General features: G+C 57.8%; 21 protein-coding genes. 5 read left to right on the forward strand and 16 right to left on the reverse strand.

Features of this window, described 5'->3' with window-relative positions:
• Nucleotides 1-320: 320 nt before the first annotated feature.
• Both ALMA_RS02090 and ALMA_RS02095 read left to right on the forward strand, forming a co-directional pair.
• Nucleotides 321-1715, forward strand: a complete 1395-nt coding sequence (locus ALMA_RS02090) for an MFS transporter (protein ID WP_094726193.1) — start codon at nucleotides 321-323, stop codon at nucleotides 1713-1715.
• Nucleotides 1716-1746: 31 nt separating this feature from the next.
• Nucleotides 1747-2454 carry an NAD(P)H-binding protein gene (locus ALMA_RS02095; RefSeq protein WP_094726194.1) on the forward strand — a complete coding sequence of 236 codons (708 nt, stop codon included), beginning with the start codon at nucleotides 1747-1749 and terminating at the stop codon, nucleotides 2452-2454.
• Between the two features lie 119 nt (nucleotides 2455-2573).
• Here ALMA_RS02095 and ALMA_RS02100 read toward each other — a convergent pair whose 3' ends face one another.
• The 5 genes from ALMA_RS02100 to ALMA_RS02120 are packed head-to-tail and all read right to left on the reverse strand — an operon-like array spanning nucleotide 2574 to nucleotide 7789.
• Nucleotides 2574-3266, reverse strand: coding sequence for an ABC transporter ATP-binding protein (locus ALMA_RS02100; protein ID WP_094726195.1), 693 nt, complete (start codon nucleotides 3264-3266; stop codon nucleotides 2574-2576).
• Entirely contained in the window at nucleotides 3263-4045 is a 783-nt protein-coding gene (locus tag ALMA_RS02105; RefSeq protein ID WP_094726196.1) for an ATP-binding cassette domain-containing protein, read from the reverse strand. Before ALMA_RS02105 ends, ALMA_RS02100 begins: the two co-directional genes overlap by 4 nt.
• Nucleotides 4042-4902, reverse strand: a complete 861-nt coding sequence (locus ALMA_RS02110) for an ABC transporter permease (RefSeq protein ID WP_094726197.1) — start codon at nucleotides 4900-4902, stop codon at nucleotides 4042-4044. The genes ALMA_RS02105 and ALMA_RS02110 overlap by 4 nt, the downstream gene beginning before the upstream one ends.
• Nucleotides 4899-5903, reverse strand: a complete 1005-nt coding sequence (locus tag ALMA_RS02115; RefSeq protein ID WP_094726198.1) for an ABC transporter permease — start codon at nucleotides 5901-5903, stop codon at nucleotides 4899-4901. The genes ALMA_RS02110 and ALMA_RS02115 overlap by 4 nt, the downstream gene beginning before the upstream one ends.
• Nucleotides 5900-7789 carry an ABC transporter substrate-binding protein gene (locus ALMA_RS02120; RefSeq protein WP_244568831.1) on the reverse strand — a complete coding sequence of 630 codons (1890 nt, stop codon included), beginning with the start codon at nucleotides 7787-7789 and terminating at the stop codon, nucleotides 5900-5902. The genes ALMA_RS02115 and ALMA_RS02120 overlap by 4 nt, the downstream gene beginning before the upstream one ends.
• A 117-nt stretch (nucleotides 7790-7906) precedes the next feature.
• Between ALMA_RS02120 and ALMA_RS02125 the strand changes: the two genes are divergently transcribed.
• Nucleotides 7907-8686 (forward strand): type III pantothenate kinase, encoded by a 780-nt coding sequence (locus ALMA_RS02125; RefSeq protein WP_094726199.1) that lies wholly within the window; start codon nucleotides 7907-7909, stop codon nucleotides 8684-8686.
• Here the strand turns inward: ALMA_RS02125 and ALMA_RS02130 are convergent.
• The 11 genes from ALMA_RS02130 to prfB all read right to left on the reverse strand — a co-directional run bounded on the left by ALMA_RS02130 (nucleotide 8649) and on the right by prfB (nucleotide 21378).
• On the reverse strand, nucleotides 8649-9413 hold the full coding sequence (locus ALMA_RS02130; RefSeq protein ID WP_094726240.1) for a pseudouridine synthase: 765 nt from the start codon (nucleotides 9411-9413) through the stop codon (nucleotides 8649-8651). The two genes, ALMA_RS02125 and ALMA_RS02130, sit on opposite strands and share 38 nt — an antisense overlap.
• Before the next feature lie 81 nt (nucleotides 9414-9494).
• A complete protein-coding gene (locus tag ALMA_RS02135; protein ID WP_094726200.1) occupies nucleotides 9495-10736 on the reverse strand; it encodes an ADP-dependent NAD(P)H-hydrate dehydratase in 1242 nt (413 codons plus the stop codon).
• Between the two features lie 526 nt (nucleotides 10737-11262).
• Complete coding sequence (glmS, locus tag ALMA_RS02140; RefSeq protein WP_094726201.1) at nucleotides 11263-13149, reverse strand: glutamine--fructose-6-phosphate transaminase (isomerizing); 1887 nt, start codon at nucleotides 13147-13149, stop codon at nucleotides 11263-11265.
• A 126-nt stretch (nucleotides 13150-13275) separates the two neighbouring features.
• Entirely contained in the window at nucleotides 13276-14115 is an 840-nt protein-coding gene (locus ALMA_RS02145) for an amino acid ABC transporter ATP-binding protein (RefSeq protein ID WP_094726202.1), read from the reverse strand.
• Complete coding sequence (locus ALMA_RS02150; RefSeq protein ID WP_094726203.1) at nucleotides 14108-15043, reverse strand: amino acid ABC transporter permease; 936 nt, start codon at nucleotides 15041-15043, stop codon at nucleotides 14108-14110. Before ALMA_RS02150 ends, ALMA_RS02145 begins: the two co-directional genes overlap by 8 nt.
• 53 nt (nucleotides 15044-15096) lie before the next feature.
• Entirely contained in the window at nucleotides 15097-15978 is an 882-nt protein-coding gene (locus ALMA_RS02155; protein ID WP_244568832.1) for an ABC transporter substrate-binding protein, read from the reverse strand.
• 47 nt (nucleotides 15979-16025) lie between these two features.
• Complete coding sequence (gene smpB / locus ALMA_RS02160; RefSeq protein WP_086106432.1) at nucleotides 16026-16514, reverse strand: SsrA-binding protein SmpB; 489 nt, start codon at nucleotides 16512-16514, stop codon at nucleotides 16026-16028.
• A 143-nt stretch (nucleotides 16515-16657) separates the two neighbouring features.
• Nucleotides 16658-18073, reverse strand: coding sequence for a CHAP domain-containing protein (locus ALMA_RS02165; RefSeq protein WP_094726205.1), 1416 nt, complete (start codon nucleotides 18071-18073; stop codon nucleotides 16658-16660).
• A gap of 83 nt (nucleotides 18074-18156) precedes the next feature.
• Nucleotides 18157-19080 carry a permease-like cell division protein FtsX gene (gene ftsX, locus ALMA_RS02170; protein WP_086106434.1) on the reverse strand — a complete coding sequence of 308 codons (924 nt, stop codon included), beginning with the start codon at nucleotides 19078-19080 and terminating at the stop codon, nucleotides 18157-18159.
• Nucleotides 19081-20181: a cell division ATP-binding protein FtsE gene (ftsE, locus tag ALMA_RS02175; protein ID WP_094726206.1), complete on the reverse strand. Its 1101-nt coding sequence runs from the start codon at nucleotides 20179-20181 to the stop codon at nucleotides 19081-19083.
• A 30-nt stretch (nucleotides 20182-20211) separates the two neighbouring features.
• A complete protein-coding gene (gene prfB / locus ALMA_RS02180) occupies nucleotides 20212-21378 on the reverse strand; it encodes a peptide chain release factor 2 (protein ID WP_094726207.1) in 1167 nt (388 codons plus the stop codon).
• Nucleotides 21379-21600: 222 nt separating this feature from the next.
• Between prfB and ALMA_RS02185 the strand changes: the two genes are divergently transcribed.
• Together ALMA_RS02185 and dapD are read left to right on the forward strand one after the other, a co-directional pair.
• The gene (locus tag ALMA_RS02185; RefSeq protein ID WP_094726208.1) at nucleotides 21601-22686 is read left to right on the forward strand and encodes an ATP-binding protein; all 1086 of its coding nucleotides are present in this window, start codon (nucleotides 21601-21603) and stop codon (nucleotides 22684-22686) included.
• Between the two features lie 46 nt (nucleotides 22687-22732).
• Nucleotides 22733-23719, forward strand: coding sequence for a 2,3,4,5-tetrahydropyridine-2,6-dicarboxylate N-succinyltransferase (dapD, locus tag ALMA_RS02190; protein WP_094726209.1), 987 nt, complete (start codon nucleotides 22733-22735; stop codon nucleotides 23717-23719).
• The last annotated feature ends 31 nt before the right edge of the window (nucleotides 23720-23750 follow it).

Consider the following 23750-nt stretch of genomic DNA (forward strand, 5'->3'; position numbering starts at 1 on the left):
TTCCTTCGAGGATTACGCGCCCTCAGATGGAGAATATCTTCATCTGAGCGAATAGTAATCCTCGAAGGAACGGAGCGCCTCTTCTGCATGGCGAGACATTCATCGTCGTCGAGCTCAGAGTGTCTGTTCCCACGAATATGCCCATTATTACCCCCCCCCGGACTAATTTCCCTACGAAAAGACACGCCCATACGTCCCGCGTATACCGACATGCACGACTCGCATATGCGCCGAGCTACTCCCCCGCGCGTGACCAGCACGGCACTTCTAGACTGAGGAACGTACTGAAGAAATTGACATAAAAAGAAGATACGAAACGTATGACGAAAACGAAATTCGGCATCACTCTGCCACTGACGCTCCTTGCGTACTTCCTCATCCTCATGGATAATTCCATCATCTTCACGAGCTCCGTGCAGATAGGCGAAAGCCTGAATCTGACAGCATCTGAGCTCGCGTGGATCTCGAACGCCTACACGCTCACTTTCGGCGGATTCCTGCTGCTGAGCGGCCGCCTGTCCGACGCGCTCGGACGCAAGCACATCTTCGAGCTGGGGCTGATCATCTTCGGCCTGAGCTCGCTGATCATAGGCGTGAGCACGAACGCTGTGGTCATCATCGCCGCGCGTGCTCTGCAAGGCGTGGGAAGCTCCATCATCGCGCCGACCACGCTCGCGCTCATGATGGACGCCTACACCGGGCAGATGCGCACCCGCGCGATTAGCTATTACGGCGCGATGGCCGGCGTGGGCTCGAGTGTGGGGCTGCTGCTCGGCGGCGCGCTGACGAGCTTCTTCTCGTGGCGCGCAGGCTTCCTCATCAACGTCCCGCTCACCATCCTGCTGTTCGCGCTCACCGTGCGGTATGTGCGCGACGGCGCTGCGGACGGCGAGACGTCCGGCTCTCGCGCGAACGGCTCTCGCGCGACCAGCTCTCGCGCGACCGGCGGCATCGACTACGTGGGCAGCGTTCTGCCCGTTCTCGGCTTCGCGAGCCTGCTCTACGGTCTCGACGGGCAGGTAGCGCGCGGTTTCTTCCTGACCGCCGGCATCGTTCTGCTCATCTGCTTCGCGCTGTACGAGCGGATCGTCTTCGCCCGATTCCACGTCGCGCCGGTCATGCCGCTGAGCTTGTTCGCGCATCCAGTCCGCTCGGGCGCCTACGCCGTGCGCGGCCTATTTATGATGGCCATGCTGCCGTACTGGTTCCTTCTTCCGCAGGCACTCCAGCGCACGTATGGCTTCGACGCCCTGCAGTCCGGCTTCGCGTTCCTGCCGCTTACCATCATGACGTTCGCTGCGGCTTTGCTTCTGCCACGTCTCGTGAGTCGCTGGGGCAATTCTTCCGTCCTCGCTGCCGGAGTCCTCTTCTTGCTGGCTGGCCTCCTATGGGCTGCGTTCTCGTCGCTGGACTCGGGATACGTGCTCGCTGTAGCTCTTCCCATGCTTGTGATCGGCGGAGGACAGGCTCTCATCATGGCGCCGGTCACCTCCGCAGGTATCTATAAGGCTCCCGATGAGATAGCTGGCTCGGCCAGCGGCATGACGAATGCTGTCCATCAGCTCGGCGGCCCACTGGGACTGTCCATCATCATGGCTCTGCCTGGTGGAAGCGTGGACATCGCATCCGCTCTGCACATTATGGCTGTGTTCATAGTCGTGGCACTCGTGGTTACTGTGGCCATCATTATTCCTGGATATAGAAAAACTCACTAAAACTCACTAAAAAATTAAGGAGAATATCAGAATGACTAATGTCCTCATCCTGGGCGCTAATGGCCAGATAGCACGCATCGTCGCTCAGCGTGTCCTCGCAGAACAGCCAGACGTGGCTCTCACCCTCTACCTGCGCTCGGCTGAACGCGTGGCAGATCTCGTCGCTCTCGGCGGTGGCGCTGGCGACGCTGTAAGTGCTGGTGCCGGTGCCGGTACTGGTGCTGCGGGGCGCGTGCGCATAGTAGACGGCGACATTCATGACGCAGCTACTCTCGAAGAGGCTATGCGCGGACAGGACATCGTCTACATCTCGAATGTGGACCATGATGCGGATAATGCTCTGACTGAACTGGTCATCTCGACGATGAAAAAGACAGGTGTATCGCGTGTCATCGCGTCGAATGTGCTGGGCATCTATGGCGAAGTGCCAGGCGAATTCGGCCGTTGGAATGAATCCATCATCACTCCTGTGGGCATGACGCGCGCGCTGCGCTCCGATACCCTCCTCGACGAGTCTGGGCTCGACTACACGACGCTGCGCCTGCCATGGCTGAATGACCGTGATGAGATAGACTACACCATCACCCACAAGGGCGAGGACTACGTGGGCGTCTCGGGGTCGCGTCAGTCTATGGCGGATGTGATCGTGAAGATTATAGCCGAGCCGTCCTTCCTGTCGCGCGAAAGTGTGGGCGTGGCGGCTGCGTACACGCAGGGGTCGGACCGTCCAGTGTACTAGAAAGACTCTCTCAGATAAAAAACGCGACTTTTCTAGACGTCCGTCGAAAAAATCAAGCCCCCGAGCTTAAAAAATCGACGAACTTCTAGAAAAGTCGCGTTTTTACATTCTCAGCATCGCTACCAGCGCGCTGCGTCGATAAGCTGAGCAGTGTAGCGGTGCTGTGGATGGGCGAGAACTTCAGCCGTCGCCCCATCCTCGACTACACGCCCTGCCTGCATGACGATAATGCGTTCGGACAGCTGCTGAGCTACGCCGAGATCATGGAGCACGATGAGCGAGGCAAGGCTCCGCTCGTTCTGTACAGAGCGTAGCGACTCGATAATGTGCTTTTTCCCGAGGACATCCACCGCACTCACCGGCTCATCTGCTACCAGAAGTGTCGGATGGGAGACGAGCGCGCGAGCGATAGCCACGCGCTGAGCCTGGCCGCCCGAGATGTCACTGATATAGCGCTGAGCGAGCTCATCATAGTCGAGGCTGACTGCTTCGAGCGCAGCGCGTACGTCAGCTTCTCCTACTCCAGGTACTCCTTCGCGTACGATGCGCTCTACTCGCCAGCGTGGGTCGAGCGAGGCGGCAGGATTCTGGAAGACGAGACCCGTCGTAGTCGGTTCTGCCACCTGAACATCTCCCGAGCTCGGCACATCAAAACCGAGAGCGATGTTCAGCGACGTGGTCTTTCCCGACCCTGACTCCCCCACGATGGCCACATGCTCACCGTCACCCACGCTGAAGCTGACGTCATCGAGGGCAGGCAGGGCAGAGCCCCGATAGCGTTTCGTCACATGGTTCAGACTCAGGATGCTCATGCGTTCTCTCCCTTCACGGCTATCTGATGTGCTGCGGCGACGAGCTCTTTCGTATAGTCCTCCTGCGGATGCGCGAGAAGCTCACTCGTCACCCCAGACTCCACCACAGAGCCATCATGCAGAACATAGCAGCGCTGAGTAGCCTTCGAAATGACGGTGAAATCATGACTGACGAGCAGCAGCCCCGCCCCCTGCTCTCCCGTCAGCGACACCAGCAAGTCCATGACGTGCTTCTGAGCCAGAGCATCCAGAGCTGTCGTCGGCTCATCGGCGAGAAGCAGCTGCGGCGACGAGATGAGTGCTTCCGCTATGGCGACGCGCTGCGCCTGACCTCCAGACAGCTCCGACGGGTAGCGCGATGCCAGATCCGGTGAAAGCCCCACACGCTCGAGAGCCTGGAGAACACGGTCACGGCGCTGAGCTCGCGTAAGCGCATAGTGCAGTTTCAGTGGCAGCGCGACGTTCTGCTTCACTGTGCGCACGGGATTCAGAGCAGCCAGCGGATTCTGGAAGACAGCTGCGAGATACGTTCCCCGCATAGCTGCACGGTCGAGCTCGCTAAGCTGAAGAATATCCACACCCTCGACGAGGATGCGTCCTTCCGCTCGCATAGTCCGCGGAAGCGTGCCGAGAATAGCACGTGTGATGAGAGACTTTCCCGAGCCTGAAGCGCCGATGAGCCCCACACGCTCTCCCGCGTTCACGCGAAGGCTGACGTCCGCGACGCGCGTGCGTCCATCGTCGAGCGTGATGGACAGATTCTGTATATCGATGCTCAATTCTTCACCTCCTGCGTTCTGTCTCCTCGAAGGAGAGGATTCGTCAGCGGATCTGCACACTCACGCACAGCATCTCCGAGGATATTCAGTGCTATCACAGCTACCGTGATGAGAAGACCCGGCCATATAGCTGTGGCTGGATGCAGAGTCACGAAGCGTGCTGCTGTGGCCAGGGACTGCCCCCACGACGCCACATGCGCTGGCACGCCGATACCGAGATACGTGAGCCCAGACTCAGCGAGAATGGCCGTGGCCGCACTATGCGAGACCGTGATGATGACTGACGGCATGACCTGCGGCAGGATATGCTGAACAAAGATGCGCCACTCAGACACACCCTTATACCGCGCATAAACCACATACTGCGAGCGCGCCGCTGCCGCGGCAGCAGGACGCACCACACGCATGAGATTCAGAGCGTACACTATGGAGCACGCGAGGATTACAGCGAGTACACTCGCTCCAGCTGGAGCAGCGAGAATCAGTGCGATGACCACGGTCGGAATGGAGATGAGCGCATCGATGACGAGTACACTCACTGAACGCACACGCGCCGAGTGTGCCACGCTCAGCGCCACTCCCCCGACGCCGAGCACGGCAGTAAGAGCGATGACCGCGACCACGATGGCGAACTCTGTGGCAGAGCCAGCCATCAGCCACGTCGCGATATCTGCTCCCGCACCATCCGTTCCGAGTACATGTGCAGCAGACGGTGCAGCCCAGACACTGTATCCATCTGTATCAGTCAGCGCATACGGCGTCCAGAGGAGAGATACAAGCCCCACGAGCGCCCACAGCACCACAAAGATGAGTGGTAGGAGTCCATCCCACCGGCGAATAAGACTGCGTAGTATCATGACTGCACCTCCGTTCCACGTGAAACACCGGCCATACGTGGGTCGAGCCACGCCTGCACCACATCGATAACGAATCCTACAGCAAGGAAGAATGCCGCCAGAAGTAGCAGCTCCGTCTGCACTGCTGGCAGGTCGCGTTCAGAGATATCCGAGAGCAGTATGGTGGCCAGTCCTGGAAGGTTAAAGAGGCTTTCCACAGTCAGTACTCCCGTAATCATGGAGGCGAAGGTCACTCCTGCCACGGAGATAATCTGCGGCGTGGCGAGCCTGAGACCCGTACTGCGCACTGCCTGCGCGTACGTCATTCCTGCTGCCATGCTCCACGTGAGGTAGTCATCTTTTTCCACCTCGAGGAGGGCTGAGCGCGTGTAGCGGGAGAATTGGGCACCGGTAATGAGGCCCACAGACAGCGCGGGCAGCAGCAGCGAGGCCGCAGCGCTCACGAGCGAGTCGGACGAGAAGCCCTGCGTGGGCAGAACGCCCAGCAGGCCGCTTCCACGGCCGAAAGCGAGGATAAGCAGCAGCCCAGCCCAGAGCGCCGGAACAGCGCCACACACCTGCGCGAGGACGCGAAGGCCGTCGCGTACCCAGGCGCGCGGCGAGGTCAGCGAGGCCACGGCCGTCCAGATGCCCACGACGAGCGCGATGACCATGCTCAGAAGGATGAGCGGGAAGGTCACCGCGGCGCGCGAGGCCAGGCGCGTACTCATCGCTTCGCCCGTAATAAGCGACGTGCCGAGGTCGCCCGTCCACAGACTCGAGATGACCTGGCCGAGCCAGCGCCCGTACTGGACGATGAGCGGCTGGTCGAGCCCGAGCTGAGTACGCAGAGCCTCATACTGCGCTTGCGTGGAGTTCGTACCTGCCACGATGGCTGCTACATCGCCCGGCAGCACGCGCAGGGCGAGGAAGATGACCACCGAAACGATCCAGAGCATGAGAGCGAAGAGGGCGAGGCGCTGTAGAATGCGCGCTACCGTGCGAGATATCGACGTTCTCATCGCACACCTCCCTGCGCCGCCGCGGTGGCAGTATCCGCGCCCGCTGCACGGGCAGTCTGCGCACCTCCCTGCACTGAGGAACCGGCAGCCCCCGCCGACTCAGTACCAAACGTCACATTCCACAGCGGCATATTCACCTGATTCATGGTCAGCGGGAAGCCCCGCACGCGCTTATCCCACGCGGTCACCACGCGATAGTTCATAATCCAGTCTGCCGCCGCATCCTCGCTGACCAGACGGGCAGCACGCGCCAGAAGCGAGTCGCGCTCAGAGTCCGTCACTGCTTCCATGGCCTGAGCGTAGAGCTTCTGCACGTCAGCGTTATCGTACCCATAGTAATACTCTGGGTTCGCCCACTGCGCGAAATCATGGCTTTCGTTATGGTCCACCATAGAGATGTCAAAGTCGCGCTGCTTATAGACTGTGGACAGCCACGTGGCGAATTCCACGCGCTGTACATTCAGGTCTATGCCCACGCGTGCGAGCTGACTCCTCAGCTGCTGGCCTATCTCCGCAGGATAGGTATTCGCATACATGAGCCGAAGCCGGAGCGGATGGCTCGTGCTGTATCCCGCCTCAGCGAGAAGAGTGCGCGCTTTCTCCACATCCGTCGGATACAGGCCAGTCAGGTCTTCATATCCCGGGTCGAGGCTCGGGATAGGACCACCGAGTGGTGCATCTGTCCCACCGCGAGAGGCGATGATAGCGTTCTCATCGATGGCATAGCGGATGGCCTGGCGCACGCGCTTATCCTTCAGCACGCCCGCCGTGCCGTCTGCCGCAGATCCACCGCCCGTCGCATTATTAAACGCGAGCACGTATTTATCTGTACCGTCTCCCGTCTTATAAGTGAAGCGCGCATCGTTCTGTATCGCCCCCGTCAGCGTTCCACTAATAGGCGCGAGGACCTGCACATCTCCAGACGTGAAGGCGTTCAGACCGGCCTGCGGGTCAGCGAAGTAGCGCACGGTAATGGTCTGAATGTGTGCGCGCCGGTTCAGAGCCTGCTCGCCCCAGTACTTCGTTCGCGCAGTGAGCGTAGCGGAGACGCCCGGTTCGTAGGCGCTGAGCACGTAAGGACCAGAGCCGAGCGCCTGCGTTTTCGCGTCGTACGCGGAGCCCGACCTATCCGCGCCCGAGCCGTCCGCGCCCGAAGCATCCGCGCCCGAGCCGTCCGCGCCGGACAGCGCCTGCTCATCGAAGACGAGCCCGCTGCGTCCAGACAGATTCCATAAGAGTTCCGAATACGGCTTACTCAGCTTCAGCACTACCGTCCGCGCATCGGGCGCCGAGACAGACGCGAAATTCGCCACGCCGTTCGAGCCTTGCAGATGACCCTCCATCATGCTGCGGATAGACCAGACCACATCGCTTGCGTCGAGAGTATCCCCGTTACTAAACGTCATTCCCGCGTTCAGATGGAAGGTATACGTGAGTCTGTCCGCGCTCACCTCCCACGACTGCGCGAGGCCCGGCGAGACGGTATTATCCTCGTTTCTCGTCAGCAGCGCCTCGTACACGTTTCCTATGAGCAGCTGGTCGAGCGCTGTGCCAGACGTCTGGCGGATATCCAGATTCGTCGGCGCGAGCTGCAGACCGATGCTGATGTGCGAGTGCGCCCCCGCGCCCGAAGCGCCCGACACGCCGTGCGATCCATCCCCTGTGCGCGCATACGCCACGACGACCGCACTGATAAGCAGCGCGAGCGCGACGACGATGCTGACCATAGGCCACCACACGTTCTGCACGATGCGTCTGCCTGTCTGGGCCGCGCGCACACCCGTCCGCGCTCGTGCTTGCGCGTTCAGCGCATCATCTGTTCCGCGCGTGAGCTGCGCGCGTTTATCTGCGGGAAGCGCACTGCCCCCGCTGTATCCTTTTTTCACTTGTTCTCCCTTAAGTCCCCGCGCCGGAAGGCGTCGTTGCTTCTAGAGTGTGTGTTACGCGCTTTAGTATACTCGTGTTCAGATACTTTCGTTCATGCAGCGACGCGAGGAGGACACATGCTTATAGCTGTGGACATAGGAAATACGAACATCGTCCTGGGCTTCATCGACCGTTCGCGGCCGATGGGTGAGGCTATCACGCATACGTACCGCCTGACCACGTCGAATGTGCGCACGAGCGACGAGTATGGCGTGAGCCTCCTGCAGTTTCTTCAGCTGAGCGGCTACACGGTAGACGACGTCGAGGATGTCATCGTCTGTTCGGTCGTTCCGAACGTCATGCATTCTTTCCGAGGGTCAATTCTTAAGTTCCTGCGCAAGACCCCCATCATCGTGGGACCTGGAATCAAGACAGGGATGCGCATACAAATCGACGACCCGCGCTCGCTGGGAGCTGACTGCCTGACCGACTGCGTGGCAGCCTACACCGTGTACGGTGGACCCTGCCTGGTCATCGACATGGGCACTGCCACCACCTTTAACTACGTGGATGAGACGGGATCGATCACCATGGGCGTCATCCAGACTGGCCTGCAGACTTCTGCCCGCGCACTCGCGGGGAATACAGCGCAGCTTCCCGAAGTCGAGATTAAGGCGCCGACCTCTGTGCTCGCGAAGAATACGAATTCTGCCATTCAGACCGGCCTGTACTACGGATTCATCGGCGGAATCGAGCGTTTTATATCCGAGTGCAGGCGCGAGATAGGCACAGACTTCCAGATCATCGCCACGGGCGGATTCGGCCACGTCATAGAACATGATGCACACTTCATCGACGTGTATGATCCTGATCTTATTTTTAAAGGTCTGCGTCTGATCTACGAGAAGAACCTGTAACGTCCAGAGCGTAGCGCGACTCGAAATGCATGACCTCGTGCGTATACGGGTCGGTGAATTCGAGACTGCGTGCGATGAGCTGAAGCGGGTCAGAAAAGTCATCATACGCACGCTTGGTCATATTCGGATAAAAGTCATCCCCCTTAATGGGAAGACCCAGCGAATTCATATGCACGCGCAGCTGATGCGTTTTCCCCGTCCTCGGGTACAGGGTATACGCACGGTATCCAGCCTGCACCACGTCTGCAGGCTGGTGAGCACTCAGCTCGATGCGCGTATGCGCATTCACTTCACCCGGCTCTTCGAGGGCCTGTAAGATGTGATGTACCTTCACGATGCGAGAACGCCGCTCTAGAGGGAAAATTGCCCCATAGCCCAAGTCTGAGAGCGAACGCAGCGTCCCCGTGCGCGGCACCTGCACAGGCGCACACGGGGCGAGACACTCATACACCTTGCGCGCCTGACGGTTCTGAAAGAGCAGCTGATAGCGGCCGCGCGCATCCGGGTCGCGCACGAAAACGACGATGCCAGCAGTCAGGCGGTCGAGGCGATGCGCGGGAATGATATCCTCCTCGCCGAAACTCTCGCGCAGACGCAGCAGCGCAGTCGATCGATACCACATGCCGCGCGGCATGGTAGGAAGAAAGTGCGGCTTATCTACGACGATGATGTGCTCATCCTCGTAGATAACGGGCAGGTCGAACGGAATATCCGGCTCATCGGTCACGAGCGCGTGCGGACGCTGCGGACGGTGGTTACGGTGGCGACGACGAGACACGAGCGCGCACTTCCTCCTGACAGTTCTAGGCTACTGGAGCGGGCCACCGAATCTAAACGGGAACCCCGGATAGCCTCCTACTCCGCCAAACTGTCCGAACTCATCCGGATTCTGCGGGTTCAGAGTATCCATGATATCGTCGCCAGTATAGCGCAAGATAAGCATAGCGTGAGGCAGAGCGCGGATAAGATCCATCAGAATGATCTGATGACCTTCAGTCAGCTCCCCGTCTGGCATATCTGAAGCCTCTGCATCAGAACTCTCCGGAATATCCTCGCTTCCTTGCCCGAGCGAAACGGATGCATCCGTCTTATCTGGAATTTCCGGAATGCCCATCAGACGGCGCAGCTCAGATATCTGCTTCGAAAACTCCGCATCCTCGTCGCTGTCCTCGAAATCATCCTCGTCATCATCGAAGTCGTCGCTCTCATGACTGTGCAGCCACTCGTGCATGGAGTAGATATCCTCAGACACCATGCCTGCAGCCAGACTGTGTACGCATACGGCTGCTGCAGCCACCTGGCTGAGCATCTCCGGCTTATCCTGCAGCTTCGCAGCATTCAGCGCTATCATGGCTCCCATAATGCCTGCGAGCACGTCACCGCTGCCTGCTGTGGCCAGCCAGTGGGTAGCCTCTGGGCAGGTAAACATGGTACCATCTGCGCCTGCGACCACCGTGCGCGCGCCCTTAAAGACTACGGTGCAGCCGAGCTTCTGCGCGAGGTAGAGTGCCGTGGCTGTCCTGTTCTGCTGTGGGTAGTGAGCTGGAAGCTCATCTCCGAGCAGATGGAGAAGACGCTCTACTTCGCCCTGATGCGGTGTAATGACGCAGCGTGCACAGTTTCGCGCCTCGAAGTCCGCTACAGCAAAAGCTTCGAGAGCTCCCGCGTCCACCACAGCGAAAGAATCCATGTCATCGAGAGAACTAAGGATGGAAATCACATCTGCTCCCCTATCCTTATCCTCACTCGTCTCCGTACGGAAAAGTCCTGGGAAGCCCGAGCCGACGACCCACGCATCGATGCGCTGGCCAGGGCGTGCAGACAAGACTATCTCCGGATGATTCATAAGCAGTGCCATCCGCGCTTCCGGCGGACCGCTATACCGGACGTATCCGGCGCCGCATGAGGCTGCAGCACTCGCGGAGAGAATTCCTGCTCCAGGGTACTCCTGTGTCCCCGTGATCAGGCCCACCACTCCCCGCGTGTACTTCGAGTCCTGCGGCGTAGGGGCTGGGAACAGCCCTACGAGGTGTTCTGGTGTAATGTCCATGGCTTTATTTTAGGAAGGATTTTGCTGGAGGGCAAATGGGCCTGGATGGGGGTGAGACGCGTGTGGCGCGGGGCGAGTGTGCGTGCATGTGCGTGCATGACAGGTCGGGGTTCTGAGAGGCTGAGTCTAGGAATGCTATAAATACGAGGGAAGTTAGACACGAGTAAAATTAAAATACAGACAAAACCGATCTATAATGCACGTTATTTCATTTTTCAGACCAGGCAGAGAATAAAAGTGGAATAACGTGCACTATACTTTCGAGCTCTATACCGGACAATGCCACGTATCGTTCACAAGACAGATTCCTGGCAAGCGAGGGGCGACCGACAGACGACCGAAAAATCATTTTTTCGACTTTTCTTGAAGTTCGTCGAAAAATAGTCGCTTCCAGGCTCCCCATTTTCCACGAACTTCAAGAAAAGTCGCAATTTTGAGTTTTGCCGTCGGCAGGGACGGGAAGGCACGCCCCCGACCGTGCTTGCAGCCGCGTCCCTGCCAGCAGCCCGAAGCGCTTACTCCACTCCTACTCCACCGTCACCGACTTCGCGAGGTTACGTGGCTTATCCACATCCAGTCCCTTCAGCTCGGCCATATTCATAGCGAAGAGCTGCAGCGGAATCACATCCACGAGTGGGCTCAGCAGCGTCGGGCACTGTGGACGCCAGAAGACCACATCCGCGTAGTCACGCACGTCGTCGTCACCTTCTTCTGCCACAGCGATGGTGTAGGCTCCGCGAGCGCGCACTTCTTCGATGGCAGAGATGACCTTCGCATGCAGCACGTTACGTCCGCGCGCTGGTGGAACGATGATGACCACTGGCTCGCCTTCATCCACAAGCGCGATAGGCCCATGCTTGAGCTCACCGGCAGCGAAGCCCTCTGTAAAGGTATACGCTATCTCCTTGAGCTTCAGCGCGCCTTCCATGGCCACTGGGTAGCCCACGTGACGCCCGAGGAAGAGGAAGGACTCTGCATCCAGCGAGTGTTCTGCTGCCTCGCGCACAGACTCACCCTGTGTGTCCAGAACATGCTGGATCTTCGCCGGCATGGCACGCAGCTCATCCACTATCTTACGAATTTCGTCATGGTACATGGTGCCCTTCACCTGCGCGAAGTACAGTCCCAGGACGTAGGCGGCCACTATCTGTGCCACGAATGCCTTCGTAGACGCCACCGCTATCTCTGGCCCCGCGTGCGTGTAGAGCACAGCGTCTGACTCGCGTGGAATGCTCGAGCCCTGCGTGTTACAGATGGCGAGCACACGAGACCCCTGCTCGCGCGCATGGCGCAGAGCCATGAGGGTATCCATGGTTTCACCCGACTGGGAGATGGCCACCACGAGCGTGCGTGGCGTGAGGATAGGGTCACGGTAGCGGAACTCGTGGGCGAGCTCCACTTCCACAGGAATGCGCACCCAGTGCTCGATGGCATACTTCGCGACCATGCCCGCATATGCCGCAGTTCCGCACGCGATGACGATGATCTTATCGATGGAGCGGAACACGTCCTCGTCGATGCGCACTTCGTCGAGGTTTAGGTCGCCCGTCAGGTTAAAACGTCCGAGGAGGGTATCTGCCACGGCCTGTGGCTGCTCGTGAATCTCCTTATCCATGAAGGAGGCCCAGCCGCCCTTTTCCGAAGCGGATGCATCCCAGTCCACGGTAAATGGCCGCAGCTCCACGTCATTCCCGAAGAAGTCCGTCACCGTCACCGAGTCCGCACTAATCTGTACGGCTTCATCCTGGCCGAGCTCGAGAGCCTGCTTCGTGTATGCCACGAATGCTGCCACGTCCGAGCCGAGGAAGTTTTCTCCCTCGCCCAGTCCCACCACGAGCGGCGAATCATGACGCGCTCCCACGACCACGTCTGGCTGACGGCAGTCCGTAGCCAGAATGGTGAAGGTTCCCTCAAAGGTTCGTGCCACGCGGCGCAGCGCTTCGAAGATATCCGGATGGCCCGTTTCGGCGATGACCTCGTCCGCCACTTTTCCGAGCAGCTTTGCCGCTACTTCTGTGTCCGTCACGGAGTCAAACGTGTAACCTTCAGATAGCAGTTCCTGCTTAATCTGGGGCGCGTTTTCGATGATGCCATTATGGATGATGGCTACCTTCTCGTTCTGGCTCAGATGCGGGTGCGCGTTCTCATCGCTCGGCGCACCGTTCGTGGCCCAGCGCGTATGGCCTATGCCCACGGTCGCGTCTGGCAGCGGCGTCTGATCGATGCTCTGGACGAGATTATCCAGGCGTCCTTCCTTCTTGCGTACGGCCACGCGCTGCATTCCTGGCGCGCTCAGCGCGACGCCCGCAGAATCATATCCGCGGTATTCGAGACGAGAGAGCCCCTGAAGGCATACTTCTAACGGTTTTGAGCAGGCTGGAGTGCTGCCTGCATATCCTACTATTCCACACATAACGCTTTATTCTATAAGACGCCGTATGCATTTCACAGTGCGCGCCGAAACGTGCGCGAAACGTTTACTCTTCTCGAAGTGATGATGCCATGTCGAGCACGGAAAAATTGACCTGACGAAAAAGCCTTACAGAACCGCTTTCAGGAACTCCTGGAAGCGCTCGGTCTGCGGATGATCGACGATGTCTGCAGTACCAGACTCCACGACGACGCCGCCGTCCATAAAGACGATCTGGTCAGCCACTTCGCGCGCAAAGCCTATCTCGTGCGTGACGACCACCATAGTCATGCCGTCATCCGCCAGTTTACGCATAACGGACAGCACCTCACCCACGAGCTCCGGGTCGAGCGCGGACGTCGGCTCGTCGAAGAGCATAATGTCCGGATGCATGGCGATGGCGCGCGCTATGGCCACGCGCTGCTGCTGACCACCAGAAAGCTGGGACGGATAGTGGTTCGCACGGTCGGAAAGCCCCACCATCTCGAGGTACGTGCGTGCCTCAGCCAGAGCCTGCTCCTTCTTCATACCCGCCACGTGGACCGGCGCCTCGATGATGTTCTCCAGCACGGTCATATGCGGGAAGAGGTTAAACTTCTGGAAAACCATGCCGATGTGCGCACGCTGGCGTGCCACTTCCTTATCAGACAAGGTCTGCAGAACTGTCTGTCCACCGCGCTGAACAGGCTTGTAGCCTATCATCTCTCCATCGACGTCTATCTCACCGCCCGTGATGGTCTCGAGCTGGTTAATCATGCGCAGAAGCGTGGATTTACCCGAACCGGATGGGCCGAGGATGACGGTGACCGTGCTCGGCTGAATCTCGAGATTCACGCCTTTGAGGACGTGGAGGTCGCCGTACTCCTTATGAACGTCCGTGATGACGATTTGCGGCTGTACGGCCGGCTGTGCGTTCGTCTGTGTGGACGGCTGCGCGGCCGGCTGTACGTTCGTACTCGTGTTAGGCATTCAGACCTCCCCAGAAGGCTTCATTCTGCTTCTTAATGTCATACTGGTTTTCACCCGAGCGTTTGCCCGGCTTCGGCGCATTCTTCGCACTCACTACCGGCTGTTCATCGAATCCGCGGCCGAAGTATTTCTCGAGGTAGGACTGGCCCACCATGAGGATAGACGTGATGAGCAGATACCAGATGGCTGCCACGATAAGCAGTGGGATAGGCTCGTAGATGCGGTTTGCGATGTTATTCGACATATACTGCAGCTCCATGGTGAACGGAACAGCAAGTACGAGCGACGTGGTCTTCAGCAGACCTATGGCTTCATTTCCCGTAGGAGGCACGATGATGCGCATGGACTGTGGCAGGATAATGCGACGCATAATGAGACTGTGGCTCATGCCGAGAGCCTGCGCGGCTTCTGTCTGGCCGCGGTCCACGGCCTCGAGGCCTGCGCGCACTATCTCCGCAAGGTAGGCTGCTTCATTCAGAGCGAGGCCCAGAATGGCAGCCTTTCCCGCAGTGATAATATCCTGCGTATCCCAGCTCCACACACCCAGCGAGATCTTCGGCACCAGCACGGAGATGAGTCCCCAGAAGGTCAGCTGCGTATACACTGGTGTGCCGCGGAAGAACCAGATGAAGAACCAGCTCACCCAGCGCAGCACCACATTCGTGCTCTTGCGCATAATGGCCAGAGCCACGGCCAGCACGATGGCTACGCCCATGGACACCACAGTGAGCACGAGCGTCCACATCACGCCAGAAAGGATATGCTCGTTAAAGAGATACTTCCACACGGTAGGCCACGCGAAGTTCTCATTCGTCACGAGCCCGTAAATAATCCACACAGCCAGTAGCGCTACTACCACACCAGCTATAATAGGACCCGGTTTTCTCACGGGCAGCGCTTTAATGCGGTTAGGGATGTTATTCGCCATGTTCTCTTCTCTCCTCGTCGTCGCTTGTCTTACTTCGCGATTTACTTCGCGGTTTACTTCACGTCCGGATTTATCTCAGCGCGCTCGATGGCGCCGTCTTCCACACCCCACGCGTGAAGGATGCGCATATACTCTCCAGAATCGATGAGCTTATTCAGCGCTCCCTGGATAGCCTCAGCAGTAGCAGTATCCTTCTTCGCTACCACGATGCCCTGTGGCGCCACATCATACGGATCCCCGAGCAGTTCGAGCTTCCCCTTCGTCTGCTTCACCGCATAAGCGGACACTGGCGTATCCGAGTACATCACGTCTGCACGTCCAGTAATCACCGCAGTAGTGGCCTGTGTCTGCGCTTCATACACCTGCATATCGATGGCCGGCCTTCCACCACTCACACATGCGGCAGAAGCATCTTCGAGCGCTGTTTCTTCTGCAGTGCCCACCTGGACAGATGCGCGCACTCCACACAGGTTATCCGGGTCTACTTTCTTCGGATTTCCCGCGCGCACTGCGTAGCTCATACCCGCACGGTAGAACTCCACGAAGGTGACCGTCTTCTCGCGTTCGGCAGTGATGGTAAATCCAGAGACCCCCACGTCGAACTTACTGCCGACGGATGGGATGATGGTGCTAAAGGAAGAATTGACTATCCGCACATCCAGCCCCAGAACCTTCGCCACAGCCTTAATGAGGTCTATCTCATAGCCGATGACCGTCTCGTTATCCTCGCCGGTAAACTCAGCCGGCGCCCACACGGCGTTCGAGCCCACCGTCAGCACGCCGTCCTTCTTCACCTCGTCGGATATGCGCGCAGCGAGCGCGTCGTCTCGCGTCACGCGGCTGAGGTCCACGTTCGCCTGCGCGTCGTCGAGCCCGTCGCTCGTACCGCATGCGGCCAGGCCGAAGATGAGCGACGCTGCGAGCGCGAACGCCACGCATACGGCTGTTCTCGCACGTACTGTTTTCTGGACTATCCCCACTCTTATCCCCTCATATTATGCTCACGCATGGCACGCTGTGCATCTCGCTTATCCTGCGCCTCACGCAGCGCTTGGCGCTTATCGTACTCGCGCTTACCCTTCGCCAGCGCTATCTGTACTTTCGCGCGGCCGTTCGAAAAGTAAAGGCTTAGGGGAACTATGGTATATCCTTTCGCCTGAATGCCGCGCGCGAATTTCTCTATCTGGACAGCATGGAGCAGAAGTTTGCGCTTACGCTTCGGTGCATGATTCGTCCACGTTCCGTTCAGATATTCCGGTATGTTCGCGCCTTCGAGCCACATCTCGCCGCGCTTATCCACGGTGACGAAGGACTCGGACAGGCTCGCTCGTCCCTCGCGCAGGCTTTTTACCTCGGTTCCCGTCAGCACGAGGCCCGCTTCGAGCGTGTCTTCTATAGTGTAATCGTGCCGCGCGCGCTTATTCTGCGCTATCATGCCGTTTTTCGGGTCTGCGGCTTTTTTCGCTGCCATCGTTTTCGTCTTTCTTCTTTTTTTACTGCCAATTCTTCTGTTAGGTTTCTAGTCTACACCACGCGCGAAACGCATAAAGAACGCGAAAGCGCGCCACCTTATAGGCGACGCGCTCTGCAGAGTTTCCTCGTGTATGCGTGCGTTTAGATGTGCACGTACTGGTAGGCGCTCGCATTACGGATAATGCGAGAATGTGCCACACCCTGGTACACTGCTCCGCACTCAGAGATGAGGACGGAACCGTCTGAATTCACACGTTCCACGATAGCCACGTGGCCATATGTGCGGTCAGATCCTGCCTGGCCAGCCTGGAAAACCATAGCTGCGCCCACGTGTGGCGTATTATTCACCACATAGCCGAGGCGACGGCCTGTATTCGCCCAGTCCTTACCGTTACCCATATAGGAGCCTACTGGAAGACCAAGTGCAGTACGGCGGTTATACGCATACCACGTGCACTGACTCCATGGGTAAGCACCACCGAGCACTGCCGTACGGCCTGTGTTATGACCGTAGCAACTGGTGGCCGTAGGACCACAGTTTCCTGGGACGGAGTAGTCTCCAGCATTCTGCGCATTATAGTTCACTGGTGCTGGCTGGCTGTTCGTATTCGAGCTCGTGTTCTGGCGCTTGCCCGTGTACTGGGACGTAGCTGCCTTCTTACGCGCTGCCGCTGCCTGAGCTGCTGCCTGAGCTGCGAGCTGGCGGTTATATTCATCTACCTGCACCTGAGCCTGTACCACAGCTGCTGCCTCGCGCGCTTCTGCCGTCTGCAGGTTCGCCTGCTGGGCGCTGAGCTGCTTCGACTTCTGGTCTGCCTGGCTGCGCAGGTCGTTCAGGCTCGACACCTTCGCATTCGCATCTGCAGATGCCTGCTGAGCTGCGGCCGACTGCTGATCTGCCTCAGCCTTCAGACCAGTAATGCGCTGCTCGATGGCAGTGAGGCGGTCTACACGGTTCTTCCCCGTGCTCAGCTCAGTAGCAGAATCAGAAGCTGCCTTCGCTTCCACACGGCTTACTGCAGAGTCCGACTGCATGGTCTGAATGTATTCTTCCGCACTCTTCGAACCAGTCACCACGCTCATAGTCTTCGAAGCGTTCGAACCATGGAAGCTACTGCGAGCGAGAGCTGCCACCTTATCCTTCGCATCGTCGTTTGTGGCCTGAGCTGTGCTCAGCTGATTTTCGAGAGTGGTTTTATCGTTCTGAGCTGCAGTAAGGCGGTCTGCTGCTTCTTGTGCGCGCTGTGCAGCAGACGCTGCTGCATCCTGCGCCTGAGCAGCTGCCGTTTCTGCCGCTGGAATCTGATTATTCACGAGATCATTCAGGTCTGTGATCAGCCGTGCCAATTCATTATTCACTCCGGCCAGCTGCTGCTTAAGGCTTGCCTGTGCCTGCTGGTGCTGTGCCAAAGTCTGGTATGGCGTCAGTGCGTTCGCATCATCCATCGGAGAGATGTACCAGGAGACGATGCTTCCTGAAATCAGGGAAAGGGCTACGGTTCCTGCTGCTACCACGGCATTCATCCGTGTACGCACGTTCTTCCTAGTGGCCTTCATTCTGTCATTCCTTTTTCTGTGTTCGGTTTTCGCCGATTCTTCCACACTAGTATATGTTTTTAGCCTGGTCAAGGCAGGAAAAACTACGCGTGCAGGTACTTTCTCAGAGAGATGGAGGACGCTAGTACAGACAGTATGATAGCCCCGCCTATAATCCATGGAGAAATCCACAGAACGCTCGTCATATCGATGAAGGACATCCATGTGACGGTCTTCGCCAGCCAGTCCGTAACGAACACTTTAATGACGACCATAAGAGCGCCTATCGCTAAGAGCGAACCGATGAGCGAGGCGAGTACTCCCTCTACGATAAACGGCATGCGGATAGTCCAGTTCGAAGCACCCACATAACGCATAATCTCGGTCTCTTTACGACGGCTCGCAGCACTCATGCGGATAGTCGTTCCCGTGAGCAGTACAGCCACGATGATCATAACTCCTGCCAGCACTCCTGCCACCAGAGTACCGCGGTTCAGCACAGCGAATACTGGTTCGAATATCTCACGCTGATCCTGGACCTGTTCCACGCCCTTCGTGCCACTCAGAGTCTCAGAGACGAGCTGATACTTGCTCGCATCTGCGAGCTTCAAGCGAATGGATGCCTGCATATCCGCAGCAGTCAGCGTACGGCCTTCGTAAATGCCGCCTGGATACTGCTTCACAAAGGTATTCTTAAAGAAGTCTTCTTTACTGACGTAGGTGATATCTGATACGACTCCCGTAAGGTCCGTCTGAATCTTCGTCTCGATGTCCGTTACTTCTCCATCCGTAGGAGAGACTCCCGAAGCGCAGTTCGCCGAGCTACTCGTTCCATCAGGGCAGAGCCACACGACCACTTCTACCTGGTCATACCAGTCCCCTTTCGCTCTCTGCACTTGTGTCTGCATGAGAGCTGCAGAGCCGATGAAGACGAAGGAGATGAAGGTGACGAGCATAACGGAGATGACCATGGCACCATTTCGTCTAAAATTCGTTAGGGCCTGGGAAAGAATAAAACGTGCGCGCATTTACTCGCCTTCCTTCGTGTGAGCATCAGTAGTGTCTGTGTCAGTGGATTCAGCTGCCGGAGGAGTCGGCGGAATTGGAGGCTTCGGAGGCGCGGGAACAGCTACCTTCTGCGCAGCCTCTTCAGTTTCCTCAGCCTCCTCAGAAACCGCCGGAATAATGCCCGTACCCCAGGTCAGCGTCTCCTCAGCCGGCGCGAACGCCTCACCGTAGCGCCCCGTGCGACCCGCATGAACGCTACGAGCCAAACGCGCGACACCTTCATCTGGGTCGTCATCTGCCAGCAGCTCCTGTGCCGGCGCAGACTGCACAGCATCCATAGAGCTCGTCACGACCGTATTAATCTCGCGCACAGCACGCATCGTCTGCTCTAGGCGAGACTTCTGCTCCGTCTCCGTATCCGGGAAGTACAGAGCGGAATCATACATGCCGTTCTCTTCATCGCGCACGATGCGGCCACCATGCAGTTCCACCACGCGCTTACGCATGGAATTCACTATCTCTTCATTATGCGTAGCCATCACGATGGTCGTACCCGTGCGGTTAATAGCCTCCAGCACTTCCATAATGCCCACAGAAGTGGTCGGGTCGAGATTACCCGTCGGCTCATCGGCCAGAATAATAGCCGGATGGTTCGCATATGCGCGGGCTATGGCCACACGCTGTGCTTCACCACCGGACAGCTCGTGAGGCATGCGGTTCTCTTTACCCGTGAGCCCCACAGCTTCCAGAACCTGAGGAACGATGGACTTAATGGTAGAACGCTTCGTACCTATGACCTCCAGCGCGAAAGCGACATTCTCCCACACCGTCATATTCTCCAGAAGCTTATAGTCCTGGAAGACGAAGCCTATACCTCGGCGGTAGTGAGGCACATGACGGTGCGAGATGCGCTGCAAGTCATTCCCCGCTACACGGATCTGGCCCGCACTCGCTTCCTCTTCACGTAGTAAGAGACTCAGCAGTGTAGACTTTCCCGCACCACTCGCCCCCACGAGGAAGACGAAATCCCCACGGTTAATATGCAGATTCACCTCGTCGAGCGCAGGCTTCGACGCGTGGTCGTACACCTTACTCACATTCTCTAAATCGATCAGTGCCATCGTTCGTCCTTCGTATATCCTTCGTATGTCTTACGCTTCGGTCGTTTCCGCAGCCTCGGCAGCTTCCGCAGCTTCAGCAGCTTCAGCAGCCTCACGCCGCTGCTGGTGCCTCCAGCGAATCCCCGCATCGATGAACGCGTCGAGGTCTCCATCGAAGACGCCCTGCGTATCTGAGGTCTCATAACCGGTGCGCAAGTCCTTCACCATCTGGTACGGGTGGAGCACATAGGAGCGCATCTGGTCGCCCCAGCTGGCCTTAATATCCCCCGCCAGTTCCTTACGTGTCTTCGCTTCTTCCTCATGCTTCATGACCAGCAGCTTCGACTGAAGAATACTCATAGCAGCAGCTCGGTTCTGAATCTGGCTGCGCTCATCCTGCATAGTGATGACGATGCCCGTAGGAATATGCGTGAGGCGCACGGCCGAATACGTGGTATTCACACCCTGCCCACCAGGGCCAGAGGACATGTACGTGTCGATGCGAATGTCTGAGTCTGGAACATCGATGTGGTCGGTTGCTTCCACGAGTGGAATCACTTCCACCGCAGCAAAGCTCGTCTGTCTACGCCCCTGATTATCAAACGGCGAGATGCGCACGAGACGATGCGTGCCACCCTCCACAGAGAGCTTTCCGTACGCATAGTCTCCAGTAATCTGCACCGTAGCAGACTTAATGCCTGCTTCTTCGGCGTACGAGGTATCCAGAACCTGAGCCTTAAATCCAGCACGCTCTGCGTAACGCAGATACTGACGAAGGAGCATCTGCGCCCAGTCTGCAGCATCCACACCGCCTGCACCCGAGCGAATGGTCAGTACTGCTGCGCGCTCGTCATACTCGCCATCCATGAGAGTCTGCACTTCCATCGCATCGAGCTGAGAGCGGGTCTGCGCGAGCTCCGCGCGCGCTTCCTCCAGGCTGTCCTCGTCCCCTTCTTCGGAGCCGAGCTCATACAGAGTCTCTATATCATCCAGGCTGCTTCGTGTCTCTTCGAGCTTACGCAGCTGGGTCTGGCTGGCGGAGAGCTGTGAGGTCACTTTCTGAGCATGCTCGGTATCATCCCAGAGGCTCGGAGCGCTCGCCTGCTGCTCGAGATCTGCTATCCGCGCACGCAAAGCGTCGAGATCCACAGCCTTCGCTATGGTCTCCCACTTCGCTCTCGCTTCACTCATATCCTGTGAAAAGTCATAATCTGCCACATCTCTCTACACTACGCTATGCCCTAAGCAAGTGTGGGCATTCAGCGGATGACTGAACAGCTTTCGCACATTTAGCGAGATGGAAGCAGACACAAGAAAGAGAAATATACAAAAGTTATATAAAGTTATATAATAAAGAAAAAGTTATATAAAGTTATATAATAAAGAAAAAGTTATATAAAGTTATATACGAAGGCCTCTCGATTCACAAAGGAGGATTCCATGACTCCTGTCACCGCCCATAACCCGTTCACACTGAACTTCGGAAAGACTCCGCTCACGAGCATCGACCGCTCGAGTACGAAGCAGACTATCCTCGATGAGTTCCGTTCCCCACTCATGAATACCCAGGTCTACGTCATATCAGGAGTGCGAGGCTCAGGGAAAACAGTTCTTCTTACGGAGATAGATAAGGAACTGAGCACAGATCCCACATGGATAGTGGTAGAGCTGAACAGCACACGCGATCTCCTCACAGGTCTGGCGAGTAAGCTTTACCAGCTTCCCGCCATTCGTCCACTCCTCGTCGACGCACAGATAGACTTATCTCTACTCGGCATAGGCGTCAAGCTCTCCACCTCAGAGCCCGTCACCGACATCGAGACTGGCCTCGAGCGCATCTTCACAGTACTGGCGAAGCTAAAAAAGCGCGTACTTATCTGCATCGATGAAGTCTCGAACACGCAGTCTATGAAAGAATTTGCATCGGCATTTCAGATCTTCATGCGCGAGGACTACCCCGTCTATCTGCTCATGACCGGCCTATATGAGAATGTCTCTGACCTCCAAAACGACGAAAACCTCACATTCCTCTACAGAGCTCCGAAAGTCTTCCTCTCCCCACTGAATATCTCCGCCATCAAGTCCCGCTACATGCAGCTCCTCGGACTCGATGAAACGCGCGCCCGCATGTACGCGCAGTTGACGAAAGGATACCCGTATGCTTTCCAGCTTCTCGGCTACCTCGCCTGGACGAATCCTGAGGCACCGTACGACCAGCTCCTCGCACAGTTCGACCAGAGCATTCAGGAGTACGTCTATCAGAAAATTTGGGCGGATATGTCTCATAAGGATCACGAAGTCCTCCATGCTATAGCCACGCTCAGCGCGCAGAACGCATCGGAGAGCATCTCCATTAAAGACATCCGCACGCAGGCAGGCATTTCCTCGAATCTCATGAACGTCTACCGTAATCGCCTCGCCCAGAAAGGCATCGTGGATACGTCCGTCTACGGCTATCTGTCCCTCACGCTACCGCGCTTCGACGTCTACATCCGCGACTACTTCGTCGACGCGAGCGAGATTTAGGCGCGTACCAGTAAAATTGACATAAAACGCTAGAAAAGGAGAAAACATGACACAGCGTACAGCATGGGGCTGGGGCCTCGCATCTGTGGACGCCGCGGGCCGCACGCTCGACGTCTGGTATCCGGCGCTGAGCGTGGGCGACGCCGCGGACGTGCCGTCTGAAGCCGCGCGCGCGAACCATGCGTTCGGCGCGGCTGCATACGACGAGCCGGATGCGCGAGGCGTGCGCCGCGTGCCCGTCTTCACCGTCTCGGCGCTCGACGAAGACATTACGGATGCCGCGGACGCGTATCTGCGCCTGCACCTGCTGTCCATGCGTCTGGCCGCGCCGAATACGCTCAATCTTTCCGGCATCTTCGCAGCTCTGAATAACGTCGTGTGGACGAACTACGGTCCGTTCGCAGTGGAGGACTTCGCTCAGCGCAAGCTGGACGTGATGGCCGCATCCCCTGCAGCTCCAGCCGTCACCGTACTATCCATCGACAAATTCCCACGCATGGTGGACTACGTCGTGCCGACCGGCGTGCGCATCGGTAACGCAGACCGCATTCGTCTCGGCGCGCACCTGGCAGAAGGCACCACCGTCATGCACGAAGGTTTCGTAAACTTTAACGCAGGCACGCTCGGCGTCTCCATGGTCGAGGGCCGCATCTCCCAGGGCGTGGTCGTGGGAGACGGTTCGGACATCGGCGGCGGCGCATCCATTATGGGTACGCTCAGTGGAGGCGGAAAGCACCGCGTGTCCATCGGACAGCACTCCCTGCTCGGAGCGAATGCCGGCATAGGCATCTCACTGGGAGATAACTGCGTAGTGGAAGCAGGCCTGTATGTGACGGCTGGCACGAAGGTGTCGCTGTATGATAAGCAGCGAGCAGCTGCTGGCGAGGCTTTCGATGTGGTGAAGGGCGCTGACCTCAGCGGCCTGGATAATATCCTGTTCATCCGTAATTCTGTGACGGGAGCCATCGAGGCGCGTTCGCGTGAGGCAGGAAAGATCGGCATCGAGCTGAATGCGGACTTGCATAAGAACTAGGAGCTAGGCGCTAGGAGAGCCTGAACTGCGA

Source organism: Alloscardovia macacae, assembly GCF_002259705.1.
In the GTDB taxonomy this organism is placed as follows: domain Bacteria; phylum Actinomycetota; class Actinomycetes; order Actinomycetales; family Bifidobacteriaceae; genus Alloscardovia; species Alloscardovia macacae.